10 protein-coding genes are annotated in these 12,476 nt (G+C 70.3%); 8 read left to right on the top strand and 2 right to left on the bottom strand.

Annotation, left to right across the window (positions count from 1 at the left end; all coding sequences use genetic code 11):
* The first annotated feature begins 27 nt into the window (after positions 1 to 27).
* The gene (locus E4N62_RS08665) at positions 28 to 1,179 is read left to right on the top strand and encodes a Gfo/Idh/MocA family protein (protein WP_230213359.1); all 1,152 of its coding nucleotides are present in this window, start codon (positions 28 to 30) and stop codon (positions 1,177 to 1,179) included.
* 28 nt (positions 1,180 to 1,207) lie between these two features.
* On the opposite strand, the gene E4N62_RS08670 is transcribed toward E4N62_RS08665, so the two are convergent.
* A complete protein-coding gene (locus E4N62_RS08670; RefSeq protein ID WP_230213360.1) occupies positions 1,208 to 1,978 on the bottom strand; it encodes a GntR family transcriptional regulator in 771 nt (256 codons plus the stop codon).
* 106 nt (positions 1,979 to 2,084) lie between these two features.
* Entirely contained in the window at positions 2,085 to 3,917 is a 1,833-nt protein-coding gene (gene iolD, locus E4N62_RS08675; protein WP_230213361.1) for a 3D-(3,5/4)-trihydroxycyclohexane-1,2-dione acylhydrolase (decyclizing), read from the bottom strand.
* 526 nt (positions 3,918 to 4,443) lie between these two features.
* On the opposite strand from iolD, the gene E4N62_RS08680 reads away from it, so the two are divergent.
* The 7 genes from E4N62_RS08680 to E4N62_RS08710 all read left to right on the top strand — a co-directional run bounded on the left by E4N62_RS08680 (position 4,444) and on the right by E4N62_RS08710 (position 12,444).
* Positions 4,444 to 5,460, top strand: a complete 1,017-nt coding sequence (locus E4N62_RS08680; protein ID WP_230213362.1) for a sugar ABC transporter substrate-binding protein — start codon at positions 4,444 to 4,446, stop codon at positions 5,458 to 5,460.
* A gap of 7 nt (positions 5,461 to 5,467) precedes the next feature.
* The gene (locus tag E4N62_RS08685; protein WP_230213363.1) at positions 5,468 to 6,544 is read left to right on the top strand and encodes an ABC transporter permease; all 1,077 of its coding nucleotides are present in this window, start codon (positions 5,468 to 5,470) and stop codon (positions 6,542 to 6,544) included.
* Positions 6,545 to 6,552: 8 nt separating this feature from the next.
* Positions 6,553 to 7,452 carry an ATP-binding cassette domain-containing protein gene (locus tag E4N62_RS08690; RefSeq protein ID WP_230213364.1) on the top strand — a complete coding sequence of 300 codons (900 nt, stop codon included), beginning with the start codon at positions 6,553 to 6,555 and terminating at the stop codon, positions 7,450 to 7,452.
* Positions 7,453 to 7,645: 193 nt separating this feature from the next.
* Positions 7,646 to 7,801 carry an FxSxx-COOH cyclophane-containing RiPP peptide gene (gene fxsA, locus E4N62_RS08695; protein WP_005482117.1) on the top strand — a complete coding sequence of 52 codons (156 nt, stop codon included), beginning with the start codon at positions 7,646 to 7,648 and terminating at the stop codon, positions 7,799 to 7,801.
* A 33-nt stretch (positions 7,802 to 7,834) separates the two neighbouring features.
* The gene (locus E4N62_RS08700; protein WP_230213365.1) at positions 7,835 to 10,375 is read left to right on the top strand and encodes an FxsB family cyclophane-forming radical SAM/SPASM peptide maturase; all 2,541 of its coding nucleotides are present in this window, start codon (positions 7,835 to 7,837) and stop codon (positions 10,373 to 10,375) included.
* Between the two features lie 244 nt (positions 10,376 to 10,619).
* Positions 10,620 to 11,213 carry a TIR-like protein FxsC gene (locus E4N62_RS08705; protein WP_230214069.1) on the top strand — a complete coding sequence of 198 codons (594 nt, stop codon included), beginning with the start codon at positions 10,620 to 10,622 and terminating at the stop codon, positions 11,211 to 11,213.
* Between the two features lie 4 nt (positions 11,214 to 11,217).
* Positions 11,218 to 12,444 carry a TIR-like protein FxsC gene (locus E4N62_RS08710; protein WP_230213366.1) on the top strand — a complete coding sequence of 409 codons (1,227 nt, stop codon included), beginning with the start codon at positions 11,218 to 11,220 and terminating at the stop codon, positions 12,442 to 12,444.
* Positions 12,445 to 12,476 lie beyond the last annotated feature (32 nt).

A 12,476-nucleotide genomic window follows, 5' to 3' on the forward strand; every position in this document is an offset into this window, starting at 1 on the left:
TTTGGAACGGTCCAAAGAAGGGCAGTCATGGTGAGTGGGCTCGGTGTCGCCGTCGTGGGGTTCGGCTGGATGGGACGGGTGCACACCCAGGCCTACGCCCGGGTGACCCACCACTTCCCGCAGCTGGCCGTGCGGCCCGAGCTGGTCACCGTCGTCGAGGAGGTCCCCGGGCGCGCCGAGGAGGCGGCCCGGCAGTTCGGGTTCGCCCACACGGCCCAGGACTGGCGCGAGGTGCTCGACGACCCGCGGATCCAGGCGGTCAGCATCACCGCGCCGAACTTCCTGCACCGGGAGATCGGCGTCGCCATGGCCGAGGCAGGCAAGCACATCTGGATCGAGAAGCCGGTCGGGCTCACCGCCGCCGACGCCCGCGCCGTCGCCGACGCGGTCGCGAAGGCCGGCGTCCAGGGCACCGTCGGCTTCAACTACCGCAACGCGCCCGCCGTGGAAGCCGCCCGGGAACTGATCGCCACCGGGGAGATCGGCACGGTCACCCATGTCCGCATCCGCCTCTTCAGCGACTACGCGGCCCACCCGGAGGGTGCCCTGACCTGGCGGTACGAGCGGCAGCGCGGGGGCAGCGGGGTCCTCGGCGACCTCGCCTCGCACGGGGTGGACCTGGCCCGCTTCCTGCTCGGTGACATCGCCTCGCTCATCGCCGACACCGCGATCTTCGTCCCCGAGCGGGCCCGTCCCACCGGCGCCACCGCCGGCCACACCCGTGCCTCGGGCGGCGAACTCGGCCCCGTCGAGAACGAGGACTACGTCAACTGCCTGCTCCGTTTCACCTCCGGCGCCCGGGGGGTGCTGGAGGCATGCCGGGTCTCCGTCGGCGAGCAGAACAACTACGGCTTCGAGATCCACGGCACTGAGGGCACCCTCTTCTGGGACTTCCGCCGCATGGGAGAGCTGGGCGTCAGCAAGGGCGACGCCTACCAGGACCAGTCCGTCCACACCCTCTACGTCGGCCCCGGCCACGGCACGTACGCCGCGTTCCAGCCGGGCTCCGCCAACGCCATGGGCTACGACGACCTCAAGGTGATCGAGGCGTACAACTTCCTGAGCTCCATCGCCGACGGCACCCCGCACGGCACCACCCTCGCCGACGCGGTGCACAGTGCCACCGCGCTGGACGCGATGAGCCGCTCCGCCGAGTCGGGGGCCTGGGTGAACCTCTGAGAACCGTTGAACCGCCCCTGTCTCGACGTCAGTTGCGGACGAGCAGCTGGAAGTCGAAGGAGTAGCGGGAGGCCCGGTAGACGTGGGCGCCGTACTCGACGGCGCGCCCGGTGTCGTCGTACGCCGTGCGCTGCATGGTCAGCAGTGCGGCGCCCTCCGGCTCGCCGAGGCGGTCGGCCTCCTCGGCCGTGGCGATACGGGCGCCGACGCTCTGGTGGGCGCTGTGCAGGGTGATACCGGCGTTGCGCATCATCCGGTACAGGCCCGTCGACTCCAGGCGTTCGGTGTCCAGCTCCAGCAGCCCGGCCGGGACGAAGTTGGAGAGGAACGCCACCGGCTGACCGTGGGTGAGGCGCAGCCGCTCGAAGAGGTGCACATCGGCGCCCTCGGCGATGCCCAGGGCGGCCGCGACCTCGGCGGAGGCCGGCCGGATCTCGCTCAGCGACACCCTGGTCGTGGGCTGCTGGCCGGCCGCCTCCAGGTCGTCGTACAGGCTGCTCAGTTCCAGCGGCCGTTTGACCTGGCTGTGCACCACCTGCGTGCCGACGCCCCGGCGGCGTACGAGCAAGCCCTTGTCGACGAGCGACTGGATGGCCTGCCGTACCGTCGGCCGGGACAGGCCGAGACGGCCGGCCAGCTCGATCTCGTTGCCCAGGAGGCTGCCCGGGCCGAGCGCACCGCGCTCGATCGCCGACTCCAGCTGGCGGGCCAGCTGGTAGTACAGCGGCACCGGGCTGCTCCGGTCGACGCTGAGGCCGAGACTCCCTGTAGTCCCCGTAGTCGCGCTGGTCACGCCCATGAGGGTATCCGTCCGTCCGGATGACAGGAACCCCTGTCAACGCATTGTCCTTACATGGCCCGAGCATGCGGCTGGGGAGAAGCCGCCCCGGAGGGCGACGGCTCGGTCAGAGGTGGCGGCGCTGCTTGGCCACCTCGCGGTCGTACGTCGTGCGCGCCTCCACGGCCGCGGGCCGCGAGGCGGTCTCCGCGACCGGGACGTCCCACCAGGCCTCGGCCGGGGGAGCGGTGGGCGTCGGGTCGGTCTCGACGTACACACAGGTGGGCCGGTCCGAGGCGCGGGCCGCCGCCAGCGCGTCGCGCAGTTCCTTGACGGTCTTGGCGCGGATGACGTCCATGCCGAGGCTGGCCGCGTTGGCGGCGAGGTCCACCGGGAGCGGGGCGCCGGAGAAGGTGCCGTCGGCGGCGCGGTAGCGGTAGGCGGTGCCGAAGCGCTCGCCGCCGACCGACTCGGAGAGGCCGCCGATGGAGGCGTAGCCGTGGTTCTGGACGAGGACCAGATTGACCGGCAGGCCCTCCTGGACGGCCGTGACGATCTCCGTCGGCATCATCAGATAGGTGCCGTCCCCGACCAGCGACCAGACGGCCGTGCCGGGTGCCGCCTGCTGGACGCCGATCCCGGCGGGGATCTCGTAGCCCATGCAGGAGTAGCCGTACTCCAGGTGGTACTGGCGGGGGCTGCGGGCCCGCCACAGCTTGTGCAGGTCGCCGGGGAGCGAGCCGGCCGCGTTGATGACCACGTCCTCGTCGCCGACGACCGAGTCCAGGGCGCCGAGCACCTGGGTCTGGGTGGGCACGGCGTGCTCGTCGGCGGCGGTGCAGACGGCTTCGACGACCCGCTCCCAGCGCTCCTTGCCGGCCCGGTACTCGGCCTCGTACGCCTCGTCCACCCGGTGGCCGGCGAGCGCGTCCGTGAGCGCTGCGAGCCCCGCCCGCGCATCGCAGACCACCGTCCGGGCGGCCAGCTTGTGGGCGTCGAACGCGGCGACGTTGAGGTTGACGAAACGGACGTCCGGGTTCTGGAAGAGAGTGTGGGAGGCGGTGGTGAAGTCGGTGTACCGGGTGCCGACACCGACGATCAGGTCGGCCGTCCGGGCCAGGTCGTCGCAGACCGCCGTGCCGGTGTGGCCGATGCCGCCGAGATCGGCCGGGTGGTCGTGGCGCAGCGAGCCCTTGCCCGCCTGGGTGGAGGCGACCGGGATGCCCGTGGCGTCGACCAGTGCCTTCAACGCCTCCTCGGCCTCGCTGTGGTGGACGCCGCCGCCCGCGACGATCAGCGGCCGTCGCGCGGCACGGATCGCCCGCACCGCCTGCGCCAGCTCGACCGGGTCGGGCAGGGGGCGACGTACGTTCCACACGCGGTCGGCGAAGAACTCCTCCGGCCAGTCGTACGCCTCGGCCTGGACGTCCTGCGGCAGCGCGAGCGTGACGGCGCCGGTGTCGACGGGGTCGGCGAGCACCCGCATGGCGTTCAGGGCGGCCGGGATCAGCGCCTCGGGGCGGGTGATCCGGTCGAAGTACCGGGAGACCGGGCGCAGGGTGTCGTTGACCGAGACATCGGCCTCCGCGGGGTGCTCCAACTGCTGGAGCAGCGGGTCGGCGGTGCGGGTCGCGAAGGAGTCGCCGGGCAGCAGCAGTACGGGCAGCCGGTTGATGGTGGCGAGGGCGGCGCCGGTCACCAGGTTGGTGGCGCCGGGGCCGATGGAGGTGGTGACCGCCTGCGCGGAGAGCCGGTTCAGCTGGCGGGCGTACCCGACGGCGGCGTGCACCATGGACTGCTCGTTGCGGCCCTGGTGGAACGGCATCGTCTCCTCACCGCCCTCGAGCAGCGCCTGACCCAGGCCCGCGACGTTGCCGTGGCCGAAGATGCCCCAGGTTCCGGCGATCAGCCGGTGGCGCACACCGTCGCGCTCGGTGTACTGCGCGGACAGGAACCGCACCAGCGCCTGGGCGACGGTCAGCCGGCGGGTGGGGACTGGGGCATCGGGACCTCACGGGCTGGGGTGGTGGCGGGGATCTCGTACGGGTGGGCTCAGCTCGACACGCGCGACGGGGACGCCGGTCTGCAACGGATGGAGATCGATTCCGATACGGCCGTCGTGATCGGATCGAGGGATTCGGCGGGCTCGGGCATGCGCGTCGCTCCTCAGGTGGGGGGATGCGGGCCGGCGGAGACCCGCCGCGCGTGGGGGTGCGCACGCCCGGGTCCGGATGTATCCCAGGTTTAGGACCCGAACCGACCCCCTGTCAAGGCTTTGTACTGACATCCTGACCTGCTCGTGAAATGATGTCTTAACAAAGTCTTGACAGGGGGGTCCGGCAGGGGTTTGTATCCCGTCCCAACGAAACAGCGCAGTCGGCCTACCGGCACAATGATCCGGACTTCGAACGTCCGGGCCTGCGCGGGCATCCGCCCGACGCTGTCCCGTTCCCTTTCCCCCTGTCGCACAGTGAGGTGCAGGAAAGATGGACCGCACGTACTCCCGCTCGCGCAGAGTGGCCCCCTTCTTCGCCATGGCAGCGGCCTCCGCGCTGCTGATAGCCGGCTGCTCCAGCGACTCCGGCGGCAAGAAGGCCGAGGAGGGCGGGTCGAACGCCGCCGCGGGCAAGGCCGACACTCCCCAGATGACGGTCGCGATGGTGACCCACGCGGGGCAGGGCGACACCTTCTGGGACATCGTCCGCAAGGGTGCCCAGACGGCCGCCGACAAGGACAACGTCGAGCTCGTCTACTCGAACGACCCGAACGCGGCCAACCAGGCCAACCTCGTGCAGAACGCGATCGACCAGAAGGTCGACGGCATCGCCGTCACCCTCGCCAAGCCGGACGCGATGAAGGACGTCATCGCCAAGGCGGAGAAGGCCGGCATCCCCGTCGTGGGTCTCAACTCCGGTATGGAGGTGTGGCAGGAGCAGGGGCTGCTCTCCTTCTTCGGCCAGGACGAGCAGGTCTCGGGCGAGGCCTTCGGCAAGAAGCTCAACGAGACCGGCGCGAAGCACGCGGTCTGCGTCATCCACGAGCAGGGCAACGTCTCCCTGGAGGCGCGCTGCGCCGGCGTGAAGAAGACGTTCGAGGGCAAGACCGAGAACCTCTACGTCAACGGCACGGACATGCCGTCGGTGAAGTCGACCGTCACGGCGAAGCTCAAGCAGGACACCTCCATCGACGAGGTCGTCACGCTCGGCGCCCCGATCGCCCTGACCTCCGTGCAGTCCGTGGACGACGCGGGCAGCAAGGCGAAGGTGGCGACGTTCGACCTGAACAAGGAGCTGACGGACGCGATCAAGGCGGGTGACATCGAGTTCGCCGTGGACCAGCAGCCCTACCTCCAGGGCTACCTGGCCGTGGACTCGCTGTGGCTCTACAAGAACAACGGCAACTACAGCGGCGGTGGCGAGGCTCCCGTGCTGACCGGTCCGGCGTTTGTGGACAAGGACAACGTGGACCAGATCGCCAAGTTCGCCGCGAAGGGCACCCGGTGATCCGATCATGACCCACGCAACGGCACCGGCGACGGGTTCCTCCTCGTCGCCGGCTCCGCCGGCCGCCCAGAAGGACGGCCGTACCGCACAGCGTTCCCTGGGCCGGCGGCTGCTGGCCCGCCCCGAGGTCGGCGCGCTGATCGCCGCGATCGGTGTCTACGTGTTCTTCTTCGCCGTCGCCCCGTCCTTCCGTGAGGCGAGCTCGCTGGCGACGGTGCTGTACCAGGCCTCGGTGATGGGCATCATGGCCCTGCCGGTGGCGCTGCTGATGATCGGCGGCGAGTTCGACCTGTCCGCCGGTGTCGCGGTGACGACCTCCGCGCTGACGGCGGCGATCCTGAGCTTCCAGCTGACGGTGAACGTGTGGACCGGCGTGCTCGTCGCCCTGGTCGTCTCCCTGGCAGTCGGCGCGTTCAACGGCTGGCTGCTGATCAGGACGGGCCTGCCGAGCTTCCTGGTCACCCTGGGCTCGTTCCTGATCCTCCAGGGCTCCAACCTCGCGGTGACGAAGATCTTCACCGGCAACGTGGCCTCCGACTCGATCGCCGACATGGACGGCTTCGACCAGGCCAAGAGCGTCTTCGCCTCCGAGATCTCCATCGGCGGCGTCGACTTCAAGATCACGATCTTCTACTGGCTGGTCTTCGCCGCGATCGCGACCTGGCTGCTGCTGCGCACCAAGTTCGGCAACTGGATCTTCGCCGTCGGTGGCAACAAGGACAGTGCGCGGGCCGTCGGCGTGCCGGTGAACTTCACCAAGGTCGCCCTGTTCATGGGCGTGGGCGCGGGCGCCTGGTTCGTCGGCATGCACCTGCTGTTCTCGTTCAACACGGTGCAGTCCAACGAGGGCGTGGGCAACGAGTTCCTCTACATCATCGCCGCGGTGATCGGCGGCTGTCTGCTGACCGGCGGCTACGGCTCCGCGATCGGCCCGGTCATCGGCGCCTTCATCTTCGGCATGGTCAACCAGGGCATCGTCTACGCCAACTGGAATCCCGACTGGTTCAAGGCCTTCCTCGGCGTGATGCTCCTGATCGCCGCCCTCGTCAACTTGTGGGTCCGCGCCCAGGCCACCCGGAGGTGAACCACCCCATGACCACCAGCAACACCACCAGCACCCCCGAAGCGGCGGCCGACGACCAGGCGCCCGTGGTCGAACTGCGCGACACCGGCAAGGCCTACGGCAACGTCCGCGCCCTGCACGGGGTGAACCTCGCCGTCCACCCCGGCCGCGTCACCTGCGTCCTCGGCGACAACGGCGCCGGCAAGTCCACCCTGATCAAAATCATCTCCGGTCTGCACCAGCACACCGAGGGCGAGGTGCTCGTCGACGGGAACCCGGTGCGGTTCACCACCCCGCGCGAGGCCCTGGACGCCGGCATCGCCACCGTCTACCAGGACCTGGCGACCGTGCCCCTGATGCCGGTCTGGCGCAACTTCTTCCTCGGCTCCGAGTTCACCAAGGGCCCCTGGCCGATCCGCCGCCTCGACATCGAGAAGATGAAGAGGACCGCGGACGAGGAACTGCGGAACATGGGCATCGTCCTGGACGACCTCGACCAGCCCATCGGCACCCTCTCCGGCGGCCAGCGCCAGTGCGTGGCCATCGCCCGCGCCGTCTACTTCGGCGCCCGCGTCCTCATCCTGGACGAGCCCACCGCCGCGCTCGGGGTCAAGCAGTCCGGTGTGGTGCTGAAGTACGTCGCCGCCGCCCGCGACCGGGGCCTCGGCGTCATCTTCATCACCCACAACCCCCACCACGCCTACATGGTCGGCGACCACTTCAGCGTCCTGCGCCTGGGCACCCTCGAACTGAGTGCCCCCCGCGACCGGGTCAGCCTGGAGGAACTCACCAACCACATGGCGGGCGGCACCGAACTGGCCGCGCTCAAGCACGAGTTGGCCCAAGTCCGCGGCGTCGACGTCGAAGAACTTCCCGAGGAGGACGACCTCACCGCACCCGCGGTCTCCTCGAAGGACGGGGCTGCCTGACCCCGCCCGCTCCTCGTGAGCGGCCACGCGGCCGACGACACGGCGAGGGCGCCTCGCGAAGGCCCCCTCGCCGGTCGGCGAACGACTTCCCGCCGGTCAGCGGACTTGGCTTGCGATCGCCTTGCTGTTCGGTTACCGGGCCGTCACTATGAGGTGTGCCGCCCGGAGCCGTACGCCCGAGGAGACGACGCCTATGGACAGGTACGAGCAGCCCTTCGCCACGAGCGTGGTCAGGGACCTGCACGACACCTCACTGGACGAGGTGCCCGAGTCCGCGCAGGAGTCCGCCATGGCAAGGATGCTCGCAGGTGGCGGAGAGCCGGTGGCCGCCTTCCAGTCGTCGCTCTGACCGGCCTGGCCGGAACGACGAGGGATCGTACCGGTGACGGTGGCGGCGCGGCCCTTCCGCCAGTTTGTGATCAAGGTGCACAGCCGTTGCGATCTGGCCTGTGATCACTGCTACGTCTACCAGCACGCCGACCAGAGCTGGCGCGGGCGGCCGGTGACGATGTCCGACGAAACGTTTCGTCATGTGGCCGGGCGGATCGCCGAGCACGCGGCCGCGCACCGGCTCACCCGGGTGCACGTCGTCCTGCACGGCGGTGAGCCCCTGCTCGCCGGCCGGGAACGACTGCGTGGCTTCGCCCGCTCGCTCCGCTCGGCGCTGCACGGCGTGGCCGAACTCGACCTGCGCATGCAGACCAACGGCCTCCGTCTGGACGACGAGTTCTGCGCGATGCTCGTCGACGAGTCGATCGTCACCAGCATCTCGCTCGACGGCGACGAGGCGTCCAACGACCGCCACCGGATCAGACGGGACGGCTCAGGCTCCTACCGTGACGCGGTCCGCGCCGTACGTCTCCTCGGCACACCGCCCCACCGAGCAGCCTTCGGCGGACTGCTCTGCACCATCGACGTCGAGAACGACCCGGTGGAGGTGTACCGGGCGCTGGCCGAACTCCGCCCGCCGGCCGTCGACTTCCTGCTGCCGCACGCCACCTGGGAGTTCCCGCCGCCCCGCCCCGGCGGTGAGACCGACTACGCGGACTGGCTGATCGCCGTGCACAAGGAGTGGACCGCCGACGGCATGCCGATGCGCATCCGCATGTTCGAGTCCATCGGCCGGCTGACCCGGGGCCGCGGCAGCCTCACCGAGGCGCTGGGACCGGGCAGTTCGGACCTGCTCGTGATCGAGACCGACGGTGCCCTCGAACAGGCGGACTGGCTGAAGACGGCCTACCCGGGAGCCCCGGCGACCGGCATGCACCTCGCCACCCACCGCCTGGAGGAGGCCGCCGAGCACCGGGGCATCCAGGCCCGCCGCGCCGGACTGGACGGACTGAGCGCACAGTGCCGCGCCTGCCCCGTCGTCTCGGTCTGCGGCGGCGGTCTCTACGGACACCGCCACCGCGCCTCCAACGGGTTCGACAACCCCTCCGTCTACTGCGCCGACCTGCTGAAGATCATCGAGTACGTCCAGGCCACGGAGCGCAACGACGCCGACGTCCGCCACGGCTGGCACGGCCTGTCCTGGACCCACTTCGACGAACTGGCCGCCGGATACGGCGGCGCGGCGGCCGTCCGCTCCCTGGCGGCGGCCCAGAACAGCCAGCGCAGGGCACTGCTGGCGGCGGCCCGCCGCGCGGACACCCAGGGTCCGGATCCGGGCCGGGCCATGGCTCCCGGCCGAGGACCGGCCCCCGGCACCCGCTCCGGCCCGGGACTGACCGCCGGGCCGACTCCGGCGGATGCGGGCGTGGTTGCGGGTGTGGACGGGACCGCGAGCATGGGTGCGGGTGCGGGTGCGGGTGCGGGTGCGGGCCCGGGAATCGGCGATCCGGTCGACTCGGGACCCGGCTGGGAGGCGATCCTGGCCCTGCCCGCCGCCGCGCTGGACGTCCTGCTGGCCGACCCGTACCTGCGCGTGTGGGCCCTCGCGTGCGGGCAGCCGGTGCGCCGGCGGGCCGAGGGGCGGCCGGCGGAGGCCGCGCTGTCGGCCGTCGCGCGCGCCGGGGGTCGGCTGACCCTGTCCGTCCCGCTGCGGCACGAGCCCGAGGGGTCGGCGATCCATCTCCCGGGGCTGGGGCGGCTGTCGCTGGGTGCCGACAGTCGTCGTCGCCCCTCCGGAACGCTCACGGTGACGGCCGCCGACACCGCGCTCACCGTCGAAGGACGGACCCTGGGCCAGGAACTGCCCCCCGACGGGATGTGCTGGCAGCCCCTGCGCCATCTGTCCGCCGACGGACTGGAAGTGGCCCTCGACGACCTCGACCCCTCCCGGGACTGCTACGGCTACAAGCCCCTGCCCCGGCTGTCCGAGGCCGAATTCCGACGGTGGGAGACGATGTTCGGGGAGGCCTGGCAGTTGATCAGGACCCAGTACTCCGAGTACGCGCAGGGGATAGCCGCCGGGCTGACCACGGTGACCCCGCTCGTGCCGGCCGCGTCCGGGGACGACGTCAGCGCCACCTCCCGGCACGCCTTCGGGGCGGTCGGCATCGCGCTGCCCCGCTCGGCCGAGGACCTGGCCATGCTGATCGTCCACGAGTACCAGCACGTCAAACTGGGCGCGATGCTCGACATGTTCGACCTGCTCGACGGTCTCGACGAGCGCCGCTACCGCGTGCTGTGGCGTCCCGACGCCCGGCCCCTCGACGCCATCGTGCAGGGCGCGTACGCCCACCTCGCGGTCGCCGACATCTGGCGGCTCAGGGTCCGCCGCGGTGTGGCCGGGGTCGGCCCGGCCCTGTACGAACGCTCCCGCGTCGAGGCGGACAAGTGGCGCACGGCGGTACTGGACGCCCTCGACACGGTGGCCGGAACCGGCTCCCTGACCGCCCTGGGACACCGGTTCGTACGCGGGCTCCGGGGCGAGGCCGAGAGCCTGGGCGGAGTGGCCGAAACCGGCCCGATCGCCGTCTGATCTCCGGTCAACTCCCCTTTTGGGCACGGGTTTGGCACGGGTGTCCGGTGCAACTTGCTCGGGCCGACCCCTGGCACCCACAGCGGGTTTCGCGTTCCAATGGATCCTGGAGGAGATTCAGCTGTGATGCTCGGGGCGGGGAGACCCGAGGTGGGCGACGGGGGAGGGGAAAGGCGAGTCCATGATTCATCCGGCTTCTCAGGTGACACCGGCGTCGGATTCCTCCGATCCGTACGTGTTCTTCATGAGTTACGCACGGTTGCCGATAACGGGCACGAGGGCGAAGAAAGACCCGTCGGACGTGGCGCTGGAGCAGTTTCACGCCCACTTATGCAGCGACATCATGCAGCTGACGGATCACGATGGCGAGGAATCGCCGGGATTCCTCGACCAGAGCATCGATCTCGGCGAGGACTGGCAGAGCAGACTCAAACACGCCCTGGCCACCTGCCGCGTCTTCGTGCCCATCTACACCAGTCGGTACTTCAAGAGGGAATGGTGCGGAAAGGAATGGGACGCCTTCGCCCGGCGTCAGGAGGAACAGCTTCGGACCCGGCCGTACACGGGCAACGCGATCATTCCCGTCCTCTGGGTGGGACAGCAGCATCTGACACTGCCGCCGGTCGCGGCGAAGGTGCAGTACGCCCACCCCGTTCTGGGTAAGGACTACCTGCAGTCGGGCCTCTACGGACTGAAGCAGGCGGGCCGCCACGCCAAGTACCGCAGCTCCGTGTGGGCGCTCGCCCAGATGATCGTCAAGGTGGCCCAGCAGACCAGCCTGGAACCGTGCGACACGGAGCTGTTCAAAGACCTCCGGAACGTCTTCGAGGGGGAGTAGCAGGATGCCGATGTTCTTCATGAGCTATGCGCGGGTTCCTGTTCCCCGACACCGGGACGCCTCACAGGATCCGAATCGTCTGGTCTTCCAGTTCTTCGACGAACTGTGCGGCAAAGTGGCGCGGCGCGCGAGAGTGACGCGGGAGGAGGCCGGTTTCGTCGAACGGCCGGGGACGCCGGGGGAGAAGTCGGTCCAGGCGCTTCTCGACTGCCAGGTCTTCGTTCCGCTGTACTCCAAGCGGTACTTCAGCAATCCCCAGTGCGGCCGGCAGTGGACCGCCGTCACCCAGGGGGCCACCCCGGAGGACCGGCCGAGCATCGTGCCGGTGCTGTGGACACCGTACTCGCCCACGTCGCTGCCGAAGAAGGTCAAGGAGCAGTACCCGCAGGTGCCGGACGGCATCGGCGAGGCCGCCGAGAACTACGCGTCCATGGGGCTGCACCGGCTGCTCGACCAGGTGCTCGACCTGTCCGAACGGCCGGACCCGGAGGACGAGGGCGCGGCGGACCGGGTCTCCGCCCAGGTCGCCCAGGTGACCGACTGGCTGGCCCAGCGCATCGTCGACCTGGCGGCCACGAGGCCCACCCGGCCGCGGACGGCGGGCGGCGTGGGGAGGACGCCGCAGCCGGAGACGCTGGCGGGCCTGGACGACGCCTTCGCCGATCCGCCCTTCGCCTCTCCGCTGCACATCACCGTGCTCGCCCCGACCGAGGAGGGATTGCCGGTCGGCCGCGACAGCGCTCGCTACGGTCCGCGGGTGGACGACTGGCGCCCCTACGGCCCGGCCGTGGGACCGCTGGTCGAACTGCTGGAGGCGCTGGCCCGCAACCTGGGCTTCGAGCCCACCGTGAAGCCCTTCGACAAGTTCCAGACGGAGCTGCGGGACACCGAACTCCCCACCGCCCCCTGGATCCTGGTGGTGGACCCCTGGGCGTTGGAGAACTCCCAAATGGCTCGCGAGGCAAGGGAGTTCGACCGGGCCCGGCGTCCGTGGACGGCGGTGCTGAGTACTCTGGCGGGGGACGACCTCCAGACGAAGGAGCAGTCCGACCGGCTGCGTGGGCTGCTGGCGGCCAACTTCCCCCGGTTCATCAGCGAGGGCCGGGTGGGGAGCAGGAAGCCGTACGGGGCTGGCCGGGGCGGATGTCTTCACCCGGTGGTTCGGCGAACTGGCCGAGGCAACCAAGATCCGGTACTTGCGGTACATTCACTCACAATTACCCCGGGGTGACACTGCTCTCCGGGGCATCTCGGAAACCGGTG

Origin of the sequence: Streptomyces sp. MNU76 (genome assembly GCF_020982545.1) — a bacterium.
In the GTDB taxonomy this organism is placed as follows: Bacteria; Actinomycetota; Actinomycetes; order Streptomycetales; family Streptomycetaceae; genus Streptomyces.

What these genes read in the sequence shown, in the direction of transcription:
- E4N62_RS08705 (WP_230214069.1), top strand. Translation starts at nt 10,620, where the DNA reads ATGAGTTACGCACGGTTGCCGATAACGGGCACGAGGGCGAAGAAAGAC.
- E4N62_RS08680 (WP_230213362.1), top strand. Translation starts at nt 4,444, where the DNA reads ATGGACCGCACGTACTCCCGCTCGCGCAGAGTGGCCCCCTTCTTCGCC.
- E4N62_RS08665 (WP_230213359.1), top strand. Translation starts at nt 28, where the DNA reads ATGGTGAGTGGGCTCGGTGTCGCCGTCGTGGGGTTCGGCTGGATGGGA.
- E4N62_RS08710 (WP_230213366.1), top strand. Translation starts at nt 11,218, where the DNA reads ATGCCGATGTTCTTCATGAGCTATGCGCGGGTTCCTGTTCCCCGACAC.
- E4N62_RS08690 (WP_230213364.1), top strand. Translation starts at nt 6,553, where the DNA reads ATGACCACCAGCAACACCACCAGCACCCCCGAAGCGGCGGCCGACGAC.
- E4N62_RS08670 (WP_230213360.1), bottom strand. Translation starts at nt 1,978, where the DNA reads ATGGGCGTGACCAGCGCGACTACGGGGACTACAGGGAGTCTCGGCCTC.
- fxsA (WP_005482117.1), top strand. Translation starts at nt 7,646, where the DNA reads ATGGACAGGTACGAGCAGCCCTTCGCCACGAGCGTGGTCAGGGACCTG.
- E4N62_RS08685 (WP_230213363.1), top strand. Translation starts at nt 5,468, where the DNA reads ATGACCCACGCAACGGCACCGGCGACGGGTTCCTCCTCGTCGCCGGCT.